The following is a 24,092-nucleotide window of genomic DNA, read 5'->3' on the forward strand; positions in this document are numbered from 1 at the left end:
TAAGCAAGTGTAGTCATATTTCGGGATCTTGGTCTCCCAACTTCCCTAACCGTGGTTCTAATTATACTTTATATGCAAAGAGTGGGAGGTTGTTAACGTGAACTATAAAAAGTTAAGGAATAGATCAGCTGGCCTTTTTGCGGCGCTAATACTTATGGCTACATCTTCACCGGCTTATGCACAAGATGCAGGGTTGAACGGATTCCCAGAACCAGTAGATCCAGAGTCTTGGGTTCTTCCGGAGGATATGACATGGGCTGATTACAAAGCAGTCCCTGGAATTGACTGGCGCGATACGGATATCAAACCAGAACGTGTACTAAAAGGTGCACTCATTATAGTAGATTTCCAGGATCGGGAATTTATTTTGAGTCAGCCTATGGGTTCAATGGAAGCAGGAAACCCATTGCAAGTCGGCAATGTCCCGCGGGATGAAGTAGGGGATTTTTGGATTGATTTTTTAAACACACCTTCAGAACTGAACAACTATCGAACGATAGATGAGTATTGGAAAGAAAACTCTTATGGAAAATGGGGAGTAGAACTTGAGTCGTTTGGTACGTATCGTATGGATCATAACGAGTTCCAATACGGTATGGGCGAATGGGGTCAAGAAGCTAATATGCCTGGCGGATTCAAAACTTACAATGTCGCAACCGAAGCCTTAAACAAAGCCAAGGCTGATATGGATGCATCGGGCGAACAATTTGACTTCACATTTGTATTGCACGCAGGATACGATGAATCAGGTGTTTGGCAAGAATTTGGTGAAATGATGTTTAATAGTCCAGAAGCAGTAACGGACGAATTTGGAGCGCCTGCTGAATATCCAGAATTGGCTAACTCGGCTAAGACTCGATATGTGCCATGGACATCGTGGGTAGCTGCGAAAAGTCTTTGGTCAAGAGCTGGTTCAAGCAATGGTATGAGGTATTCGATCCAAGGTGAAAATGATGGAATGGGCGTGTTTGCTCATGAATTCGGTCATATTATGGCCCTTGGCGATAACTATAATAATCCTTATGGTATTCCTGTATCCCGTACTTACTCGGGTCCTTGGGAACTCATGAGTCGTGGTTCCTTTAACGGTCCTGGTGGGCCGCATACGCGTTGGATGGTTCTTCCAACTTTGGGTTCGTCGGCACCATCACACCATATGTTACGTAATAAGATTAAACAAGGTTTCCTAACGGAAGATCAGTATTTAAACATTGATCGTGACGGACTTGCTAAAACAGGCCCAGTATTTGCTGATATTCTTGCTCGGTCGGTTCCGACAGGCGAAGAATTCGGACGTACTGGATTACAAGGTATCAATATTAAGATGGAGGATCTCACACCACGAAACTATTTAAAGGATGATTGGCGTGCAGATATGCAAAATGGGGCAAAATGGTACAACAACTATACAGTTGAAGTCGTTGACCGCGTTGGTTTTGACTCCTTTACTCCAGACTCCGGAGTATTGTTAGCTAAAACAAAGAATTCGGAATCGGCGCCAAATATTTGGGTAGTCGACGCTAATCCTGAGGATATTGATCAAGTGGACTTTGTAAGACCGAACGGCGAAGAAGCCATGTATTCCAAAGGTGATTTCCGACAACTCGCAGACTCCCTCTTCAAAGCTGGGACAGATGAAGGCGTTTTCAGTGAGTATACGGATGAGCATAACAGGCTTCATTTCTATATTTTGGACAAAAAGTATGATGACATTGGTGCGCTTTCCTACCGTGTAGCGGTACGTCACTTGGATGGAGCGGGTTCATTTGAACGCGGGGTAACGACTGCGAGCAGTACGGTTGAACAAGCAACACCTGGACGAGTAGCGACACACAACTTTAGTGTCACAAATACGGGTGAAGAAACAGACTTGATCCGAGTTAAAGCTGAAACAGCAGCAGGCTGGAAAACACAGGTTCAACATAACGTGATTGAAGTTCCAGCGGGTGAAACGGTAGAGGTTCCTGTGTATGTGGAGATTCCTGAAGGTAAGCAAGCTCCAACAAACCTCGTCTTCACAGCTACTTCAGAAACGGATGCGAGCAAGACAGCTACTGAGTCAAATGTGTTACTAAATGATATCAGTGCAGCAGGTATCAAGGCATTGGTTGAGCGTCTTCAAGAAAATGGAGATATCACAAATGCGACTGCAGCTCGCGCATTGACGACGCATTTAACAGCAGTGGATCGTTTTGAAAAGCAAGAAGCTGGTGATAAGGTTGTCAAGCATATGGCTGGCTTTAAAGTGTTGCTTGAACAGCAAGTGAAGAATGGTTTGATAACTAAAGAAGTTTCAAACACGATTAATGGATACGCAGAACTTTTGAGCCAGAAATGGTGAGAAGTCGTTCACATTTTACACTAACAAACAAACCAAATGATGATAAAAACTAAGGGGGAAATAATAATGGGTATTAAAAAACAAATCGGTTCAGGAATTGCAGCAGCAGCACTAGGTCTTTCATTGATCGGCGGAGGTACGTATGCATACTTCAGCGATAGTGAAGTAAGTAACAATACATTTGCGGCAGGTACATTGGATCTAGCTTTGAATCCAACAGCAATCATTGATGTAAATAATATTAAACCTGGTGATTCAATCGTCCGTGATTTCGAACTTCGAAATGATGGAACATTGGATATTGGCAAAGTGACATTGGATACGGGTTACGCTGTAATTGACGCTGATGGAAAAAACACAGACGACTTTGGTAAGCATATCCAAGTTGAGTTTTTGTATAACGTAGATAACTTTGATGAAGTTATTTTCGAAACGACTCTAGATAAATTGCAAGGTATGTCTGTAGATGCAATCAATGAAAATATTTTCTATCCGTTACTTGGTGATAAAGGTCTTCCAGTAAACACAACGCATGACTTCGTTGTGAAGTTCAATTTCCTTGATAATGGACAAGATCAAAATCAGTTCCAAGGGGATGCTCTAAAACTAGATTGGACATTTAATGCAACACAAACTGAGGGCGAAGAAAAGTAAGATAACTAGGAGGGGGCTATCCCAACAGGTTATGTAAATAGCCGGGATAGCCTTCTTTTCTTAATTTCAACTAGTAGACAAGTTATTAAAATGGAATTTTACATATGGGAGTGAATAGGGTTGAAAAAACGTATACTTGCATCAATTTTGACTGCATCTGTGTTAGGTTTAGGAGCTTGTAGCCCGGACAAAGCTGAATCAGGTAAAGCTGAGTCTAGTAAAGCGGATTCCGATATTATCGTAGCATTGGGTGCAGATAAAAATATTAACAAAGAAGATTTTTACGAAGAACTGAAAAAGCTCTATGGTAAACAAGTATTGGAAAAAATGGTCACTGAGGCAGTCTTGTCTGAAAAATTTAAAGTGACGAATGAAGAAGTTGATACGGAGATTAAAAAAATAAAAGAGGAGTTGGGTGACGATTATCTGGCTTGGTTGGCCCAACGAGGTTTTACGGATGAGGATTTGTTCCGTGATTTTGCACGCTTAGGCATGCTTAGTGACAAAGCCATACTAGCTGATATTGAAGTAAGTGAAGATGAAATTAAAAAACGCTATGATAAGTTGAAAACAGAAGTAAAAGCTCAACATATTTTAGTGAAAGATGAAGAAACAGCTGTAAAAGCGAAGGCAGAAATTGATGGGGGAGCCAAATTTGCTGATGTAGCCAAGAAGTATTCAACGGATAAGCAGGCAGGGGAAGACGGAGATTTAGGGTATTTCTCAACTGGTAAAATGGTACCTGAATTCGAAGATGCTGCATTTAGTATGGAAATCGATCAAGTAAGTGATCCTGTACAATCGTCATATGGTTTCCATGTTATCAAAGTCACGGATAAACGTGATGTAGAGGGTGTCAAAGCCTATGAAGAAATGAAAGAGGATCTACAGCGAGAATTACAGAGCGAAAAAGTTGATCCGACAACGGCACAAGAGAAAATTTCGAATCTGATTAAGGAAGCAAACATCGATGTAAAAGCAGATGAATTTGAAAATCTATTTGAAGACGTTAAATAAGTGCTAGGTTCTAAACAATGAAGAATTGTTTAGAACCGGGTACTTTTTTTATGTCGTCTAGACTTCAGGGGCGTCACGCTATTGTCTTGTCGCATTTTAGATTTTTTTATATAAAAAAGAAGTAAATGGGAATGTTTTGCGGAAAATGTACCTTTTTATCTCAAATTGTATTATGGTGAGAGTGACAACTCAGAATATTCGAACGCAATTAACCTAAATACTATTTATATAGAAAGGAGGAAATTGGACAAGTGTAAATTGGTTAACAGGGGTGAGTAGTGTAACCGATTCATTGTTAGTATTCGATGAACTACTCGATATCTAGTAAACAATGGGGGAAAAGGAGAGTGTTACAATGCGGCTATTAAACAAGTCAATCATTTCTTTTGCTACGCTTTTGCTTGTCGCTTCGTCTACAACGGTTTATGCAGATGAACCGGGAAGGGAATCATTTCCGGAACCTGTGGATTCTCAGTCGTGGGTTTTACCAAGGGATATGACGTGGGATGATTATAAGCCATTACCAGGACTTACTTGGCAAGATGTCGACGTTAAACCGGAAAGGGTACTGAAAGGGGCACTAATTCTTGTGGATTTCCCTGATCTCGAATTTCCTGTAACGAAGCCTGTAGGGTCAGATCCAGCGGGCAATCCGCAGATTGGTAATATTCCTCAAGAAGATCTAAAAGAGTTTTGGTTGGATTATTTAAACAAGCCCCAACCACTTAATAACAATCGAACAATTAGTGATTACTGGACGGAAAACTCCCAAGGGAAATGGAAGGTAGAACTAGATGCTTACGGTCCTTATCGTATGGATGGTAAGGAGTTTCAATACGGCTTGAACGAATTTGGACAACAAGTAAATATGCCTCCCGGTTACTCAGGGAAAAGTCTAAGACCGGAAGCGGTTAGTAAATCACAAGCGGATATCAATGCATCCGGTGAAGACTATGACTTTAAATTCATCATCCATTCGGGATACGCTGAAACAGGAGTTTGGCAGGAGTTTGGCGAAATGATGTTCCAAAATCCTGAAGATATCCCCGAGGAATTTGGACCCCCAGCTGAGTTTGATATGCCGAACTGGGCAGTCACACGCTATGTACCATGGACGTCTTGGTTTGCTGCGAAATCCATCTGGTCAAGCGCCAGCGGGAATGTCTCCATTCAAGGGTCCAGTAACGGGATGGCTACGTATGCGCATGAGTTCGGGCACCTAATGGGTCTTGCGGATAACTATAACAATCCTTATGGCAATCCAATCTCGCGTACTTATGCCGGTTCTTGGGAATTAATGAGTAGCGGTAGTTTCAACGGTCCTGGTGGGTCACATACACGCTGGATGATTCCGGCAACGCAAGGCGGAGCATCACCGCCTCACCATATGTTGCGTAACAAAATCAAACAAGGTTTTCTAGCAGAAGATCAGTATTTAAATATTGATCGTGATGAATTGGCTAAGACGGGACCAGTATTTGCGGATATTCTAGCGCGTGCGGTTCCGACTGGCGAAGAGTTTGGACGTACAGGCTTACATGGCATCAACATCACGATGGAGGATTTAACACCACCAAACTCCATCAATGATGATTGGCGTGCGGATATGCAACGTGGGGCAAAATGGTACAACAACTACACACTTGAAGTAGTGGATCAGGTAGGCTATGACTCCTTTGTTCACGATTCTGGTGTCTTGCTCGCCAAGACGAAGAACTCCGAGTCAGCGCCAAACATATGGGTAGTCGATTCACATCCAGAAGATATTGATCTGGAGGACTTTACAAGAGCTGACGGTTCTACAGCAATGCTTTCCAAAGGTGGTTTAGAACAGCTAGCAGATGCTTTGTTCAAGGCTGGAACGGACGAAGAAGTTGTGAGTGAATATACAGATGAGCACAACAGACTCCATTTCTACGTGTTGGAGAAAAAGACTGCGGAAGATAGTGCGTTATCCTACCGTGTAGCTGTCCGTCACATGGACGAAGCGGGTTCATTTAAGCGGGGCGTGACGACTGTCAGCAGGTCCGTTGACCATGCAACACCTGGACGTATAGCTACGCATCATTTCAGTGTCACAAATACGGGTGAAGAAACAGACCTCATCCGCGTCAAAGCTGAGACATCAGCAGGCTGGAAGACACAAGTTCAGCATAATGTGATTGAAGTCGCGGCAGGTGAAACGGTGGAAGTACCTGTGTACGTGGAGATTCCAGAAGGTAAACAAGCGCCAACAAACCTCGTCTTCACTGCGACTTCTGAAACAGATGCAAGCAAGACAGCTACTGAAACAAATGTGTTACTGAATGATATTAGTGCAGCTGGTATCAAGGCATTGGTTGAGCGTCTTCAGGAAAATGGAGACATCACGAATGCAACGGCGGCTCGCGCATTAACAACACATCTAACAGCAGTAGATCGTTACGAAAAACAACAGGCTAGTGATAAGGTTGTCAAACATATGGACGGCTTTACAGTGTTGCTGAACCAGCAGGTGGCAAGTGGTTTGATCTCGGAAGAGGCTTCAAACTTGGTGAAAGGATATGCAGAACTTTTGATACAGAAGTGGTAAGTTGTCGCTGGGTCCTAAAACAATTTAGTGTTGTTTTAGGACCTATATATGTTGAATGAAAGAATCCTATCTACAACGCTTGGCGCTTAAGGAAGGATTGAACTGCATCCCTCCTAAGTCTTATCGATTCGGCTACCCCAGTAAGGCGCCTTCGCTGGAGATCAGGCGAGAATCATAAGTTCAACATATATAGTGCTTTTATTGAAAAGTAAACAAAATAGGAGGGTTTAAAAATGCGATTCGTCAACAAGTTATTTGTTCTCAGCGTTATGTCTTTGCTTGTGGCTTCATCTACAACGGTATATGCAGCTGACTCAGGGGGGGCTTCATTCCCTGAACCGGTGGATCCTAAGTCTTGGGTGCTGCCAGAAGATATGACATGGGAGGATTACCGTCCAGTTCCTGGGATTGACTGGCGTGATTCCGACATCGAGCCAGAAAGAGTACTCAAGGGTGCGCTCGTTGTAGTGGATTTTCCAGATAAAGAATTTATCTTAAGTCAGCCTGTAGGATCGGATGTAGTAGGGAATCCGATAGCTGTCGGAAATATTCCACGAGAAGACATTGGAGATTTCTGGGTAGACTTTTTACAAACACCACAGCCATTGAACAACTATCGCACGATGAATGAATATTGGAGAGAGAATTCTTATGGTAAATGGCAGATGGAAGTTGATTCATTCGGCCCTTATCGGATGGATTTCAACGAGTTTCAGTATGGGATGAATGAGTTTGGTCAACAAGTCAATATGCCGGAAGGATTTACTGGGAAAAATTTACGATCAGAAGCTGTTAATAAGTCCAAAGCTGATATTGACGCGTCTGGCGTGAAATATGACTTTATATTTATTCTGCATGCAGGCTATGACGAATCAGGCGTTTGGCAAAAGTTTGGTGAGGTGATGTTTCAGACACCGGACGATGTAACGGATGAATTCGGTGCTCCGTCAAAATATAATCTTCCAAATTCTGCTGTAACGCGCTATGTACCTTGGACATCTTGGTTAGCAGCTAGTAGTATCTGGTCGAGCGCGGGTGGCGGTGTGTCTATCCAAGGTGAAAATGATGGCATGGCTACATTTGCACACGAATTTGGTCATATTATGAACCTTGCCGATAATTACAATAATCCTTATGGTAATCCCGTCTCCCGTTCCTATTCAGGTCCATGGGAATTAATGAGCCGTGGAACGTTCAATGGTCCTGGTGGGCCGCACACGCAATGGATGGTTTTGCCGACAATGGGTGGAGCGACACCACCACACCATATGTTACGGAACAAAATCAAACAAGGTTTTATGTCTGAAGACAACTATCTAACGGTAGACCGTGATGAACTTGCTATGACTGGGCCAGTATTTACCGATATTTTAGCCCGTGCAGTGCCGATTGGTGAAGAATTTGGACGTACAGGCTTACATGGCATCAACATAACGATGGAAGATTTAACGCCACCAAACTCATTGAAAGATGATTGGCGTGCGGATATGCAACGTGGGGCAAAATGGTATAACAACTACACAATGGAGGTAGTTGACCGAGTCGGGTTTGACTCCTTTACTCCAGATTCTGGTGTATTGATGGCCAAAACAAAGAACGCTGAAACATCACCAAATATTTGGGTCGTCGATTCTCATGCAGAAGATATTGAGAAAGTAGACTTCATAAGACCTAATGGGAAAGAAGCTATGTACTCTTTAGGAGATTACCGTCAACTATCAGACGCCCTATTCAAGGCTGGAACGGATAGCGATGTGGTAAGTGAGTATAAGGATGAACACAACAGGCTTCATTTCTATGTGTTAGATAAAAAGACGGCAGAAGACAGCGCGCTATCCTACCGTGTAGCTGTGCGTCACATGGACGGCGCTGGTTCATTTGAGCGTGGCGTAACTGCCGCAAATGGTCCAGTTGAACAGGCAACACCTGGACGCGTAGCTACGCATCATTTCAGCGTCACAAATACGGGTGAAGAAACAGACCTCATTCGCATCAAAGCTGAGACAGCAGCGGGCTGGAAGACACAAGTTCAGCATAATGTGATTGAAGTGGCGGCAGGTGAAACGGTTGATGTTCCTGTATATGTGGAGATTCCAGAGGGCAAACAAGCGCCAACAAACCTCGTCTTCACAGCGACTTCAGAAACAGATGCAAGCAAGTCAGCTACTGAAATGAATGTGTTACTGAATGATATCACTGCTGCGGGTATCAAGGCATTGGTTGAGCGTCTTCAGGAAAATGGAGACATCACAAATGCAACGGCGGTTCGCGCATTAACGACGCACTTAACAGCAGTGGATCGTTACGAAAAGCAACAGGCTGGAGATAAAGTTGAAAAACATATGGACGGCTTTACAGTGTTACTTGATCAACAGGTGAAAAATGGTTTACTGAGTGAGAAAGCTGCAAATACAATTAAGGGTTATGCAGCACTTATGTTGCAGAAGTGATAACTTGCCGCCGGGTCCTAAAACAATTCAACATTGTTTTAGGGCCTGGTGCTTTTTTATATTCATGATTCAATCTTCAAAGGATGAAAAAGCGAGTTGATAAAAAAGATGATTCGTCGTAAATCTATTTGCGACTATTACTTTTCTTTCCATTCTGTTCATTCTTGTTAGTTGTCTGTTGCGCGTCTGTTAATAGAACTGTTGCAGTCATGTCGACATCTTGATAAACTCCACAGTTTACAAGGGTTACTGGTCAATTGTGAGGTGTTGATTTGTCTGTTAGATTTTTGTGTTTCGCGAACTTTTTTGAGCAGTTCTTACCTTCTTTACGGTACTATGTCCCTGTGAAATCCCCCGTGTTCTTCACCTTGATTGGCCATGATCAGTTAGGTGAAAAGAAGTGATATGGACATACTTATCAATTATTATATAGACACTTTAAACGAAAAAGGATACAACAAGTGCTTATTTATTTTACGGAAACCATTTAACGACAAAAAACACCGGACAGCCGCCGATGTTCTGTTAGTAATTTTTTTAGGTTCGGAGCATTAAATATTTACATGATTCCTTCGATAAGATACATTTTTGGGAGCCGATAGATACATATCTGAGGGGAAATTCATAGGCTACCCAAAATGCTCGTATGATACAAATGAAAATACAAATTTCATTAAAAAAACTATCGTTACGATGCAGGGTTACCAAGGAGGAATGAACTACAATTCCTCCCCAAAGGGTGTGGCCAGAAGTGACGAAGTTACTTCTGGCCATTCCTATCCCAAGGTAAAACAATCGTGATTATTTTAGCCGAAAGCGAGCCGGAAATGTATAAGTGCAAATTTATGCTTTTCTAACAGAAACTTCGTGTGAGAAAATGGTTAATCAACAGACATGTTTATTCGGACATGTCTGTTGATTACCGTTGTGGTAAGATCAAATACTTTCGCTAAACTAATGCGTTCAACCTATTCTGAACCTTCTGAAAACGAATCGAATGACATCCTACTTTTGTCATGGAATAAGTTGGATATAAGTCTTTAGTGGTCTAGACGACTATTCATCATATTAGATATGCTTTAGCTATAGGTTGTAAAGGTTACCGCCTAACTACTTTTATACTCAGGGGGAGCAACCTATAATTCGATTAAAAGGAGGAATATATGAAAAGAAAAACGATTATGATCACCTCTGTTTGTACTATTATGTTAGGAACATCGACAGTTTTTGCTAGCAGTGATTTGCCCAATTTACCATCGATTGAAATGCAAGAGAAGCACACCACCTCATCCCAGAAACCGCATCCAGTTTTCACATGGAATTCAACCGTCTTCCCTATTAATAACACACTTCACCCAAGCTCAGCACGAGGGGCGGGTATGGTGGAGACCCCACTGAAACAAATTGATCAGATTATGAATCAGGCCATTTCGGAAAAAGTAATGCCCGGCGCTGTTACCTTCGTAGCGAGGGGTGGGAAAATTGTGGAGCAAGGTGCTTACGGTTTTTCAGCCCAATACACGGATGGTTCATTTACGGAAATAGAAAATCCAATCCCAATGCAGACAGACACAATCTTTGATTTGGCGTCCATTAGTAAGATCTTCACCGCTACGTCCGCGATGATGCTTTTTGAAAAAGGTTTATTTGCACTAGATGACCCGGTTGCCAAGCATATCCCGGAATTCGCTGCAAACGGCAAGGAAAACGTAACAATACGCCAGCTGTTGACGCACACCTCGGGGTTCGTCGCGTGGATTCCATTATATTCGAAGGGGAATTCGAGAGAAGAGCGGATGCAGTTAGTGCTAAGCCAACCGTTAGCCAAGGCTCCGGGTACGACTTACACCTACAGTGACTTAAACATGATTACATTAGGTGTTTTAATTGAGCGATTGTCTGGGATTCGTCAGGATGAGTTCGTGAAGAAGCACATCACCGAACCAATGGGGATGAAGGATACAATGTATAATCCTCCAGCTTCCTTGAAAAATCGGATTGCAGCAACCGAATTCCAGTCAATGCCGGACAGGGGCCTTGTTTGGGGAGAGGTTCATGATGAGAATGCATGGTCACTTGATGGTGTAGCTGGACATGCAGGTGTGTTCTCGACTGCGAAGGATCTTGGCATGCTTGCACACGTTTTCCTGAATAACGGAATATATGGCGGGCAAAAAATCCTGAAGCCCGAAACGGTCCAACTGTTGCTTCAAAATGAGAATGCAGCGTTCCCTGGAAATGACCACGGTCTTGGCTGGGAGTTAGGACAGGGATGGTATATGGATGCGCTTTCAGAAGGAACATATTCCTTTGGGCATACTGGTTATACGGGAACATCGATTGTGATTAGCCCGAACAACAAAATGATTGCGATTTTACTGACCAATCGCGTGCATCCAAGTCGAGCGACTGTGTCGACAAATCAAACGCGGAGACTATTCGTTAGGCAGGTAGCGGATTCGATTCCGGTCTCCATTCCCGGTAAGGATTCAGCATGGTTTGCAGGTTACGGAGATAATGTAAACCGAGTGATGGAAGCTGATCTTGCATTGGAAAAGGATGCCAAACTAACTTTTCGTACATGGCATATGCTTGAGAATAAGTCTGATTTTGGCTATGTAGAAATATTTAACGCTGGCGTATGGGAAAGACTCGCCTCATTCACCGGTACAAGCGATGGCTGGGTTAATCAAGAAATCGCCATCTCAAAAGAGGCTACGAAACTACGCTTCAGCTATCGGACCGATTCTACCGTGAATGGCCGCGGTTTTTATATTCTAGATCCAAAGCTCAATTCAAAAAGCAAGCTTTCTTTTACAAAAAATGAATGGGAACTACGTAACTATTAATTATGTATACATGTTGAATACATGAATACCTATATGAACTGAGCGAGGGCGCCTTACAAGGGGTATCCGAAGCCCTAAGACTGGCGGCGAAGCTGCTTAGCTTAGGGTGGGAGGCATCCCTGAGTGCCATAGCGAATTCAATGGAGTTCTATATTTCAAAATATATAGTAGAAAAATGAATGGGGAGGCAAAGCATGAGTAAAATAGTCAAGAAATGTATCGTCTCAATTATTGTATTTGCTTTAGTGTTAATGGGGATTCCATTCACGGGGGCATCGGCTACTTCGGGCGTCAAGGATTTAGTAATTGACCTTAACGTACCGCAAGTCACGAGAGATGTGATGAATAACAAGCTTGATTTAAATGGCCTGCATGTATATGACGATGGCCACTTTATACTAGCATCAGAGAATGTGACCTGGGCGTCTTCTAACAAAAATGTTGCCTCTGTTACTCAAGACGGAGAAGTTAGCCTATCTGGTCACAATGGAAAAACATTTATCTCGGTAAGTAATGGCAAATTCAGTGATCGGATATCCATTCAATACAAAGGAAATCAAGATCAAATTATTGTTAAAAAAGAAAAAGGCATTCGCTATGACCTTATCGGACAGGCGATTAATCAGATGACGATGGAAGAAAAAGTCGGACAAATGCTAATGCCTGACTTTAGAAACTGGAAGGGTCAAAATGTTACGGCAATGAATGCTGAAATTGCGCAACTTGTTAAGGATTATCATCTGGGCGGGGTGATTTTATTCCGCGAAAATACAGTGACAGCCGAGCAAACGACGAAACTAGTTAGTGCTTATCAGGAGGCAGCAGAAAAGTATGGTCTTTTAGTTTCCATTGACCAAGAGGGGGGGATTGTAACACGTCTTCAGACTGGTACAGATTTTCCTGGGAACATGGCGCTAGGGGCGACACAATCCGAAGAGGTATCAAAAAAGGTCGGCGCGGCCATTGGTAAAGAGCTCAACGCCCAAGGTATTAATATGAACTTTGGACCTTCGTTGGATGTTAATAATAATCCTGATAATCCAGTTATCGGTGTTCGTTCCTTCGGGGAAGACCCTGGGTTAGTTGGGAAATTGGGGAATGCCTATATTAAAGGACTTCATGAAAGTGGAACGGCCGCAACGGCTAAGCATTTTCCAGGTCACGGTGATACGGCAGTTGATTCCCATGTAGGGCTTCCGGAAGTACCATATGATATCGAACGTCTGAAAAAGGTAGAATTATATCCGTTCCAGCAGGCAATGGATGCTGGCATTGATGCAGTTATGACGGCACATGTGACCTTCCCGAAAATTGATGATACAAAAGTTATTTCGAAAAAAGATGGAAAAGAAATTGCCCTACCAGCTACACTTTCTCCAAAAGTATTAACGGGTTTGATGCGTGAGCAAATGGGCTTTAAGGGAGTTATTGTTACGGATGCGATGAATATGGGTGCAATCGTTGAGCATTTTGGTGCAGTTGATGCGGCCATCCGCACTGTAAAAGCTGGAACAGATATTGTTCTTATGCCTGTAGGTCTTGAGGCAGTCGCTAATGGCCTTTATGATGCGGTTAACAAGGGAGAAATTTCAACCCGAAAAATCGAACAGTCCGTTGAACGAATCCTAACGCTGAAGTTAAATCGAGGCATTGTGAAGGCCGAGGTTGAAAAAAGCTTAGATGATAAAATTGCTAATGCCATTCAAGTGGTAGGCTCATCTGAACATAAAGCAGTAGAAAGCGAAGCAGCGGCTAAATCGATTACGCTTGTAAAAAATAATGCTGTACTCCCGCTAAAAACAGGCACCGAAGATAAGATCGTTGTGGTCGGTTCAAGTGCTGATCTCCTTGCTGCTGAGGTTCAGAAGCACCATAAAAATATAACGATTTTAAATACTGCAACACTCCTTACAGCATCACAATTGGCGCAAGCAAAAGCGGCTGATTATATCATTTTAGGAACCAATACCTCCACAGTGAGCGGAAGAGCGCTAAGTAATAATTTAATGAGGCTGGCAAATCAACTCATCGAACAAACCGATGTACCAGTCATTGGTGTCGGAATTCGAAATCCGTATGATATTATGGCCTACCCGAATGTAGATGCTTATCTGGCTCAGTATGGATTCAGACCAGCAAGCTATGAAGCGTCCGTTAAAACGATTTTCGGGTTAAATAACCCAACTGGTAAGCTCCCAGTTACCATTTTCGATCAAGATGGCGACGTTCTATACAAGTTTGGACATGGTTTAGGGTATTAATCTAGGTTTTTTGCAGGAAAAAGTTTCGGCTATTTTATCAAGAGTATTTGCCGGTAAACACTATTTGGAAATAGGGAGGCGTTTTTTATGAAGAAATGGCTTGCAGGATTACTTGCGCTCGTTCTAGCACTATCCACTTTTTCTGCAGTATTTGCCAAAGATAATAACAAAGATGATAAAGATAAGAAGGATAAGAAGTTTCGCTTGGGTGTGGAGGTTTTGTTGCAGGATCGCATTGATTTGATCAAGGGTAAGCGGGTCGGTTTGATTACCAATCCAACGGGAGTAGATAAAAATGTTACGAGTATCGTAGATTTGTTTTACACCAATTCCAATGTTCGACTGACAGCTCTTTATGGTCCTGAGCATGGTGTCCGCGGGGATGCGCAGGCTGGGCAATATGTTGAAAAATATATTGATGAAAAGACAGGGGTTCCCGTGTATAGCCTTTATGGGGCCACGAAAAAGCCAACACCTGAAATGCTGAGAAATGTCGATGTGTTGGTATTCGATATCCAGGATGTAGGGGCACGATTTTACACGTATATTTACACGATGGCTCTAGCAATGGAAGCGGCAAAGGAGAATAATATTCCGATTATCGTTCTTGACCGTCCGAATCCGATTAGCGGTACAAAAGTAGAGGGCCCTGTTCTCGAGAATAAGTACTCCTCGTTTGTGGGTGAGTACCCGATTCCTGTGCGCCATGGGATGACGGTTGGGGAATTAGCACAGCTTTTCAATAAAGAATTCAAGATTGGAGCCGATTTAAAGGTCGTGAAAATGGAAGGCTGGAAGCGGAGTATGTATTACGATGAAACGCCATTGGAATTCGTTCTGCCATCACCGAACATGCCAACCTTGGATTCGGCTCTTGTCTACCCAGGTGCGGCATTAATTGAAGGAACAAATGTTTCAGAAGGAAGGGGAACGACTAAGCCGTTTGAGCTAATCGGCGCTCCTTTCATCAATAGCGCGGATTTGGCGGCGAGGTTGAATTCTTACAAATTGCCTGGAGTCACTTTCAGAGCGGCTTCGTTTACGCCGACATTCTCGAAGCATGTGAATAAATTGAGCCATGGAGTTCAAATCCATATCACAAATCGAAACGTGTATAAGCCGTTTGAAACCGGGTTATATATTGTAAAAACCATCCATGATATGTATCCAAACGATTTCGAGTTTAGAGCGCCAGGTAGCAACGGGATTTCCTTCTTTGATAATCTTGTCGGAAATGGTTCCATCCGGGCTGATATTGAAGCAGGTAAGTCTGTAGATGAAATGAAAAAAGCATGGCAGGCTGGTCTAGACAAGTTTACCCATGTACGTGAGAAATATTTGTTGTATAAATAAGAAATCAAGCGACCTCTTTTTGAAAAGGGGGCGCTTTTTGGTATTATAGGAAACTATAAAATCTTGTACTGTGGATAACCTCCAAAAGAAGCTATTTCACGTCTAGACTCTAGCGCCTAGAGGCTCGGGTCATAAGTCGGTCCGGCTATGCCTGTCGCCTCTGACCAGGCGTTTGCGCTTTTGTTCTATTTCAGCAATTCTTCATTATCTTTCCAAGTCGTATATACTAGAGTCGTGGAGGTGTAGAAATGAAATCATTAATCGATAAAATTGAGCAAGGTTTAGATAATCTATCTGCCGCAGAAAGAAAAGTGGGTGAATATATTATTTTGCATTCGGAGCTAATCCCGAATATGACAACTAAAGAGTTGTCAAAAAAGATAGAGGTAAGCGAGGCGAGTGTGATCCGCTTTTGCAAATCGATTGGAATTGGAAGTTTCAAGTCATTTAAACTTGCGCTCGTTAAGGATTTAACGTTAACAGAAATGAATTTAACAGATTTTTCAATTTTGCAGCAGAAGGATACCCCCTATGACTCATTTCAAAAGGTCATACAGGTAAATAAATTCGCAATTGAATCTTGTACTGACTCCATGGATAAGAAGGAGCTATTGAAAGCAGTAGATGCGATAAAAGACGCCCCAAAAATTGTTTTCTTTGGTGTTGGCGGATCATCCACTGCTGCACTTGATGCACACTACAAATTTACTAGGCTGGGGTACCAATCTATTACCTCTTTGGATTTTCATTATATGCTTACGGTTATTCCGTATTTAAATAAAAATGATATTTTTGTTGCGATCAGTACATCGGGAATGACGAGGGATGTATTGGAGCTTGCCCAGTTTGCCCAAAAGAAAGGGGCGATTGTAATCGCGATTACGAATCTGGATAAGTCGCCCTTATACAGGACAGCTGATATCAGACTTTGCACCCCAAACGTTGAACAGGATTTTAGAATTGGAAGCATTCCTTCTAGAATGACGCAGCTGACAGTCATTGATACCTTATATATGAGTATTTTTCATCATGTCGGAGAAAAGGTAATCAAACAATATCATGAAGCAAGAAGTGAAATGGAGAGTTTACGGAGATGAGGAAACCGACTAGGGGTTTCCTTTTTTTTTTTATAATGCACCTGTACGAAAAACATACAAGTCTGCAATTAGCATTTGTTCATTTCCGGACACTCCTTTTCAGTAATCCTGTTGCGACTATCTGTCCGCCGCGTAACTGCAATGTTCAAGTGCAAAATGCAGTTGCTTGGAAAATAAGAATAGATGACTCTTCACAGAAGTTATACGTGCCCGAAGATACAATTTCGGGCACGCTTGCACATTCTACAATGCGTCCCTTACTTACTTTTAGCAAAATCACACTTGTCATCATGTGGTATCCAGTAGAAATTAACACTTCCTTAAAATGAAAACAGAACAAACCATAGAGAAGGAGTGAGCCGCCAAAATTGTATCTTTGGCGGCCTTTATCTAGATAAGAAGTCAGCTATTCTTTCGTCCCAAAAAGCTTTAGTACTTCTTGTACATCTACCTTTGGAGAGCGACGGATGAACGACGACCATACGATTACCGAAAAAGTCGCATCCCTATAGATCAAGATATCCCGGTAATGGTATAGCAGTTGTTCAATTCAAAGCGATCTAAAGGAACTGTACTCGGAGCGCCTAGTGTTTGATTTAGTTGTTTTCTGGTTATTTTTGGTTAATCAACACCTGTATTTTTTAAAATTACTTATGAAACTAAGATTCAGTAATAATTTGAATAATCTTGACATATAGTTTCTTGTGGGTACAATTGCAATATAAAGGACTAGTTTAAGAGGGGTGATAGAATGCTTGAAAAGTTAACTACAGAAAAGAGAAACGACAAGACGATGCAGCTCGATGAAATGTCTGTAAGGGGGATTCTAGAAGCGATGAATCAAGAAGATAGTTCCGTTCCTTCTACCATCGCAAACGAGCTTGATGAAATAGAAAAAGTAGTTGAATCTGTTATCCAATCGTTTCAAACAGGGGGGCGTCTCATTTATGTTGGGGCGGGAACGAGCGGAAGACTGGGTGTTCTTGACGCTGTTGAATGTGTCCCAACGTTTGGAGTTTCGCCTGAAATGGTTCGTGGTTTCATAGCAGGAGGAATGGAAGCGCTTACAACTGCAGTTGAGGGGGCCGAAGACAGTGTGAACTTAGGCGCTTCCGACATGGAATCTGCTTCAGTTTGCGCTAAGGATACTGTTATCGGAATAGCAGCAAGCGGTAGGACTCCATACGTAATAGGTGCTTTAGATTATGCACGAGGGAAAGGTACAAAAACGGTAGCAATCTCTTGTAATAAAGATGCTGAAATAAGCAAGCATGCCGAAATGGCAATTGAAGTAGCAACAGGACCTGAAATTTTAACGGGATCAACAAGATTGAAAGCGGGAACAGCCCAAAAATTAGTGCTGAATATGATTTCTACGGCATCCATGATTGGAATTGGAAAAGTATATGAAAATCTTATGGTCGATGTTCAATCTACTAATGAAAAGTTAACAGAGCGTTCCAAAAGCATTATCATGGAAGCCACTCAAGTTGACTATGAGACTGCCGAGGACTATTACGAAAGAGCTCAGCAGCATGTGAAAACCGCTATTGTCATGATTCTACTTCAAAGTTCTTACGAAGAAGCGGTTGAAAAATTGAAACTAACGGGCGGCTTTGTCCGAAAGTCTATATAAAAAATGAAATGGGGGATTGGGATGAAAAAGGAAGAGCGTATGGCCAACGATATTTTTGCGAATATCGGCGGAAAGGAAAATATCCAGCGATTATCCCACTGTATGACTCGCTTGCGTTTGGTATTAAAAAACGATAGTAAGGCGAACATTGCCGCGTTGAAGAAAGTCGATGGCGTAATGGGTGTAATTGAAGATGATACTTTGCAAGTCGTAGTGGGTCCGGGGACAGTCAATAAAGTTGCCGCGGAAATGAGCAAAGTAACGGGGCTGGCGATTGGGGAAGAGGCAGACCCGGATTATGATGACTTGACTTTTAGCGAAAAAGCGGCGAGGAAGCAAGCCGGTATTAAAGCAAAGAATAAAACACCCTTTAAAATGCTACTTCGAAGAATTGGTAGTATCTTTATTCCGCTGATTCCAGGTCTTGTTGCATCAGGTCTAATTAACGGAGCCGCAAACTTCGCGAAAAACGCGGGTGTGGATCCGACGGTAACATGGATGCAAATATTGCTTCTCCTTGGAAGCGGTATCTTTATGTATCTAGCGATTTTGGTGGGCTGGAATACAGCCAAGGAATTTGGGGGTTCACCAGTACTTGGTGCGATTGCCGGAGCCTTTTTGTTCAATCCAGCGCTTGCGGATATTACGATTTACGGAAAGGCATTAGTGGTAGGTAGAGGTGGCTTATTTGGTGTCATTTTTGCAGCTTGGTTGATGTCATGGGTTGAAAAGCGTGTCCGATCTGTTATGCCTAGTTCAATTGATATTATAGTTACTCCATTAATTACCGTATTGGCTGTAGGCTTCTTTTCACTCTATGCAGTAGTTCCAGTTGCTGGTGTTCTATCTGATGGAATTACAGCCGGAATCAATGTGGTCTTGGATGTTGGTGGTGTTGTTGCAGGCGCTATTCTTGCGGGTTTCTTCCTGCCGCTAGTTATGGTCGGACTTCATCATGGCTTGACTCCCATTCATTTAGAATTGATCAATTCTGTTGGTTACACTGCGTTATTACCAATATTAGCAATGGCGGGTGCTGGTCAAGTGGGTGCAGCCATCGCAATTTTTGTGAAAACTAAAAACAAACGATTGCGTAACATCATTAAAGGAGCACTCCCGGTAGGTTTTCTAGGAATCGGAGAACCACTGCTTTACGGGGTCACGCTTCCTCTAGGCCGCCCATTCCTTACTGCCTGTATGGGCGCAGCAGTCGGTGGTGCCTTCCAGGCGGTCATGAAGGTAGCTGCTTCTGGTATCGGCGTATCTGGTATTTCGTTGATTCCGCTTATTGCAGACAATAAATTTTTGTTTTATTTCTTGGGTCTATTAATCGCTTATACATTCGGCTTCCTGTTCACGTACTTGTTTGGATTCACGGAAGAAATGGCGGACGGTATTTAAAAAAGGGGGCATGCCCCCTTTTTTGCTTTTAGAAAGGGGGTGATTAGTATGATTGGTATTTCTGTTTATCTGGGAAATGATTTAAATGAAGCGTTTGAAACTTATATTGAAAAAGTGAGGGGAATTGGTTTTACTTCCATCTTCACGTCGCTTCACATCCCTGAAGAAGATCCGCAGCTGTATAAAGAGCGCCTTCAAAGGCTAGGGGAGGTAGCGAAACAATATAATATGGAGTTAATGGCAGATATTTCGCCAAAGTCACTTGGACATCTTGGCTTCACATGGGAAAATGCAGCTGGACTTCTTGAGTGGGGATTAACGGGATTACGAGTCGACTATGGAATATCAGAATCTGCAATTGTCAAGCTATCCGAGAAAATGAAAGTCGCACTGAATGCAAGCACACTGACAAAGGATAGTTTGGCAACATTGAAACATGCAGGGTTACGCACGGAGTCTGTTGAGGCGTGGCATAATTTTTATCCGCGACCGGAAACAGGACTTGATCGAGATGAATTTAGAAAGGTGAATGAGTGGCTGAAGGAGGAAGGGGTGACCGTAATGGCCTTCATCCCAGGAGATGGGAGCTTACGCGGTCCACTTTTTGAAAGACTGCCAACATTGGAAGACCATCGAAGCATTTCCCCATTTTTTGCCTTTTTGGACTTGATTGAATATGGTTGTGTGGACAAGGTCTTGGTCGGCGATATTACACTGACTGAAGAATCGCTAGAGCAATTTGTCTCCTATCAAGAAGGGGTTTTTTTAGTGCGGGCCGAACCGGAAATCCATGATAAGTCAATACTTGAACTAGTGGGAGCCGTGCAGACAAATCGTTTGGATGCTGCCCGGGATTGCATCCGATCAATGGAATCAAGAGAATACGGACTAATTGGAATCCGTCCGGTTGAAGCGCTGAATACGGTCGACAGGCCTCTTGGTACGATTACCGTAGATAATGAAAAGTATGAACGCTATCAGGGAGAGATTCAAATTACGAAACGGGATCTTCCAGCCGATGAAAAGGTAAATGTGATAGGACGAATAAAGGAAGATGATCGGCCATTGCTTCAATATATGTACGGAGGATCCAAGTTTCAAATAAAATGGGTGTAATGAAACGATTTCTAAAAAAATGCCTGCGTAACCCAAGATGACGCATCCGGTCACTGTCGAGCCTGTTCGGCACATTCAAGGCTTTTCTGTCTCCCATTAATTGCATGGCGCAAATCATAGCAGACACTTAGTGCACGAATACGGACGCCCTCATACCAGGATGATCATCCTCACTTGAAGTAGATTTGCTCAACCCCCATGAAAAAAGACGCGAAATAATTGCATTAAGTCAATAAGGAGGCAACCATATTAACACTTGGTTGCCTTCTTATTGATTTTTTTATCTGAACCTTGCATCTGAATCTTTCTGATTCGTATATCGAGCACGTAGCAGGAAGTAGCTTGCTTAACTAGTTCTAAGTATACATTAATGAAGAGATAAACGAAGTAATTTCAAGTAGTTCCAAATGCACGCGCGGTGTGTAATACGTATGAACCTTTCTTTCGTTTAAAGGTATGTGGTTGTAACTGTTTTTGTTTTTATGGGAGAGATTGGCAAGCGAGAACGAGAATACCTTCCATGAACTAGCTGAAGAGTTTCATAAAGTTGCTATATCAGTAAAAGAAGCACCATTGTTTGCTGTGAATGGAATTTTGACGCCAATGATTAACGAGGCGATTTTTGTTTTTTTGGAATGAATAGCTTCGGCGGAAGACATTGATAAAGCCATGATGCTTGGTGCAAGTCATCCAATCGGCCCGCTTGCGTTAGCAGATCTTCTAGGTCTTGATACGATGCTTTTTGTCTCGGAAACTCTTAATAATGAAACCAATGATTCTAAATACCGTCCAGCTCCTTTGCTCAGAAAATATGTGCGGGCCGGACGTCTTGGAATGAAATCGGGGGAAGGCTTTTTTGAATACTGAACAACATTTGTGCTGATTAACCAAACAATTCAACATTGTTTAGGGCTAGGGGCTTTTTTACGTTGAGCGAAAAAGCTAGTTGATAATAAATTGATGATGTCCAAATATAGATTTACAAGGATGAAATAAACAATACCTGCAACCATGAAGGGGGGAGTTTATTAAAATAAGCGTCACCTCTTGACGGAATATATTGACTATTTAGTCAGCTGTGATATATTAATAATCATTATGATATACTCGGTAATTGTTGGGAAAAGTGAACAAACTTTCCGGACGGACATGCTGTAAAAAAGTCTTAATAGGAATATATGGATAGATTACTAAACTGTTGTATGATCTGACCAAATTGGATTTCGAATCTCCTTATGATGTGTGAGCGATGATTACACCAATCTTGAAACTTAGGAAGGGGCGAAGGAAAATGGTTCATATAAAAATGAAGGGAGGTGGTTTGTAAACACTTTTCCATTTGGGTGCTCAAGAGGTGCTTCCCTTAAGTTACATAGGAATTGAGGTTATATAAAAGGCTCTTGGATTCCATAATCAAGGCGATTTCTTTGTAAAATGATTTGAGGATGGCTGCCTTGAGAACCTAGTTACGAATTTGGAGAGAGTGGAGAGTTTGTCACGCTACTAATGGACTCAACTAAAAGGCGTGGAATGTTATAAAAAAGCATGTATTAGATTGAGAAAACGAAAAAGGGAGGATTATCATGAAAAGATTTGGTTTGAAAAAAGTTTTTTCCACGGCGGTAATACTAACAATGCTACTGGGAGCGAACCCAACGGCGGGGTCCGCGTCTGCGGATGATCGTATATTCAATGATATGCCGAATACGGGAAATGTCTTCGCGGATATGGCCACACAAATTAACTATTTTAAAGACGATGGAGATATACAGAATGAAAGCACGGTTCGTGCCTTGAAAATGCACCTTAGCGCAGTCAATCAATTTCAAAAAACAGGACAGACAGATAAGGTCATTCAGCACATGCAAGGTTTTAAACAACTGCTAGACAATCAAAGAAACAACGGGGTGCTTTCCGAAGTAGCGTTTGATGTCCTGAATACGTACGCGCAATACGTGACAGGAAAAATAGAAGGTCCTTTTGACGCCGATATTGCGATGGAACATGTAAAACGTCTAAGTGTTGACATTGGGCCAAGGGAAGCGGGTACCCAGGGGGAAAGAGAAGGTGCTGAATATATTGAAAGCGTGTTAAAAAGTTACGGTTATGAGACTGCTATCGAAGAAGCCCCTAGAAGCAATCGGATTGAGCCGAAGCTGAAGATCATCTCTAATAATAACAACAAGGGGATTCCTGTAAGAGCTGCCTCTGGATCCCCACAAACGAGCGCAGATGGAATCACAAGGAATGTCTATCAGGCAGGAGTAGGCCAAGCGAATGAGTTCACTGAAGATGCGAATGACAATATCGCATTAATACAGAATGGTGTAATCCCTGTCTCTGAAAAGGTGAAAAACGCAATGGCTGCAGGTGCGAAAGGTGTCATTATATATGACAACATTGAAAGATATACACTTCCAAGTATCTCCCTAAGCGGCGTAAGCAGTACCATTCCGGTTGCGGGGATTACCAAGAAGGATGGCGAAGCACTTCTTGCTGAAATTTCTGCGGGTAATTTGGAAGCTCAACTTTCCATTCAAACACTTACTAATCAAAAAACAATAAATGTAATCGCTACTAAAAAACCACAGGGCATTGAGAATCCTGAAATTTATTACATTGGCGCGCATTTGGACAGTGTTCCATATGGGCCGGGTGCCAGTGATAATGCCTCTGGGTCGTCTACACTACTAGAGTTGGCAAGGATCTTTAAGGATTATGATGGTGACAAAGAATTACGCTTCGCTGCATTTGGGGGAGAAGAACTTGGATTTGTCGGTTCAAGATACCATATCGGTAATTTGACGCAGGATGAAGTTGACAGAACAAAAGTTCAGTTTCAGATCGATATGGTTGGTACAGCATGGGTACCTGGCTCGCAACTTTATATTAACACGGTAGATGGGAAATCAAACCTAGTTGTGGAATCTACACATCAGGCTGCTGATGACCTAGCGATTAGCAAAAACTTATTGCCGCTTCATATGCTGAGCAGATCCGATCATGTTCCATTCCACGAAAAAGGGGTGCCTTCAGCACTTTTCATCTGGATGGAACCTGGAACACCACCTGGGGCAGCGTATATTGAGCCTTACTATCATTCGTTAGAGGATACAATCGAGCATGTTAGCCCTGCAAGAATACAACTTACTGGGGATGTCGTTTTTAAAGCTATCTCTAATCTAATTGGTTACGAGAAAAATAGTGAGAAGAATGAAGAGACATCACTACTGCTAGCTTCATAAGTTTTAGTTAAGCAGGGGGATCCCGAAAATCTCCAAATGAAAGCAGCCAGGCTCAAAACAATTCGTAATTGTTTTGAATCCCGGCTGCTTTTTATCTTCT

Annotated in this window: 15 protein-coding genes; all 15 read left to right on the forward strand. The window is 42.4% G+C overall.

The window, feature by feature from the left end; translation table 11 throughout:
- Window positions 1-97: 97 nt before the first annotated feature.
- The 15 genes from ACIQ0H_RS09430 (at window position 98) to ACIQ0H_RS09500 (ending at window position 23,992) form a co-directional block, all read left to right on the forward strand.
- Window positions 98-2,341: a M6 family metalloprotease domain-containing protein gene (locus ACIQ0H_RS09430; RefSeq protein WP_403413677.1), complete on the forward strand. Its 2,244-nt coding sequence runs from the start codon at window positions 98-100 to the stop codon at window positions 2,339-2,341.
- Between the two features lie 66 nt (window positions 2,342-2,407).
- Entirely contained in the window at window positions 2,408-2,995 is a 588-nt protein-coding gene (locus tag ACIQ0H_RS09435) for a TasA family protein (protein ID WP_403413679.1), read from the forward strand.
- Between the two features lie 120 nt (window positions 2,996-3,115).
- Window positions 3,116-4,012: a peptidylprolyl isomerase gene (locus ACIQ0H_RS09440; protein ID WP_403413681.1), complete on the forward strand. Its 897-nt coding sequence runs from the start codon at window positions 3,116-3,118 to the stop codon at window positions 4,010-4,012.
- A gap of 355 nt (window positions 4,013-4,367) precedes the next feature.
- Complete coding sequence (locus tag ACIQ0H_RS09445; RefSeq protein ID WP_403413683.1) at window positions 4,368-6,584, forward strand: M6 family metalloprotease domain-containing protein; 2,217 nt, start codon at window positions 4,368-4,370, stop codon at window positions 6,582-6,584.
- Window positions 6,585-6,817: 233 nt separating this feature from the next.
- On the forward strand, window positions 6,818-9,034 hold the full coding sequence (locus ACIQ0H_RS09450; protein WP_403413685.1) for a M6 family metalloprotease domain-containing protein: 2,217 nt from the start codon (window positions 6,818-6,820) through the stop codon (window positions 9,032-9,034).
- A 1,163-nt stretch (window positions 9,035-10,197) separates the two neighbouring features.
- On the forward strand, window positions 10,198-11,883 hold the full coding sequence (locus ACIQ0H_RS09455) for a serine hydrolase domain-containing protein (RefSeq protein ID WP_403413687.1): 1,686 nt from the start codon (window positions 10,198-10,200) through the stop codon (window positions 11,881-11,883).
- 194 nt (window positions 11,884-12,077) lie between these two features.
- On the forward strand, window positions 12,078-14,144 hold the full coding sequence (locus ACIQ0H_RS09460; RefSeq protein ID WP_403413689.1) for a glycoside hydrolase family 3 protein: 2,067 nt from the start codon (window positions 12,078-12,080) through the stop codon (window positions 14,142-14,144).
- Between the two features lie 87 nt (window positions 14,145-14,231).
- Window positions 14,232-15,497, forward strand: a complete 1,266-nt coding sequence (locus tag ACIQ0H_RS09465; RefSeq protein WP_403413691.1) for an exo-beta-N-acetylmuramidase NamZ family protein — start codon at window positions 14,232-14,234, stop codon at window positions 15,495-15,497.
- A gap of 248 nt (window positions 15,498-15,745) precedes the next feature.
- Window positions 15,746-16,594, forward strand: coding sequence for a MurR/RpiR family transcriptional regulator (locus ACIQ0H_RS09470; protein ID WP_403413693.1), 849 nt, complete (start codon window positions 15,746-15,748; stop codon window positions 16,592-16,594).
- Between the two features lie 751 nt (window positions 16,595-17,345).
- Entirely contained in the window at window positions 17,346-18,230 is an 885-nt protein-coding gene (gene murQ, locus ACIQ0H_RS09475) for an N-acetylmuramic acid 6-phosphate etherase (protein WP_403413695.1), read from the forward strand.
- Window positions 18,231-18,251: 21 nt separating this feature from the next.
- Complete coding sequence (locus ACIQ0H_RS09480; RefSeq protein ID WP_403413697.1) at window positions 18,252-19,631, forward strand: PTS transporter subunit EIIC; 1,380 nt, start codon at window positions 18,252-18,254, stop codon at window positions 19,629-19,631.
- Between the two features lie 48 nt (window positions 19,632-19,679).
- Window positions 19,680-20,747 carry a DUF871 domain-containing protein gene (locus tag ACIQ0H_RS09485; protein ID WP_403413699.1) on the forward strand — a complete coding sequence of 356 codons (1,068 nt, stop codon included), beginning with the start codon at window positions 19,680-19,682 and terminating at the stop codon, window positions 20,745-20,747.
- A 492-nt stretch (window positions 20,748-21,239) separates the two neighbouring features.
- Window positions 21,240-21,386, forward strand: coding sequence for a hypothetical protein (locus tag ACIQ0H_RS09490; RefSeq protein WP_403413701.1), 147 nt, complete (start codon window positions 21,240-21,242; stop codon window positions 21,384-21,386).
- Entirely contained in the window at window positions 21,387-21,614 is a 228-nt protein-coding gene (locus tag ACIQ0H_RS09495; RefSeq protein ID WP_403414480.1) for a 3-hydroxyacyl-CoA dehydrogenase family protein, read from the forward strand.
- 716 nt (window positions 21,615-22,330) lie between these two features.
- Window positions 22,331-23,992, forward strand: coding sequence for a M28 family peptidase (locus ACIQ0H_RS09500; protein WP_403413703.1), 1,662 nt, complete (start codon window positions 22,331-22,333; stop codon window positions 23,990-23,992).
- Window positions 23,993-24,092 lie beyond the last annotated feature (100 nt).

It is taken from the genome of Sporosarcina sp. NPDC096371, assembly GCF_044762865.1.
In the GTDB taxonomy this organism is placed as follows: Bacteria; Bacillota; Bacilli; order Bacillales_A; family Planococcaceae; genus Sporosarcina.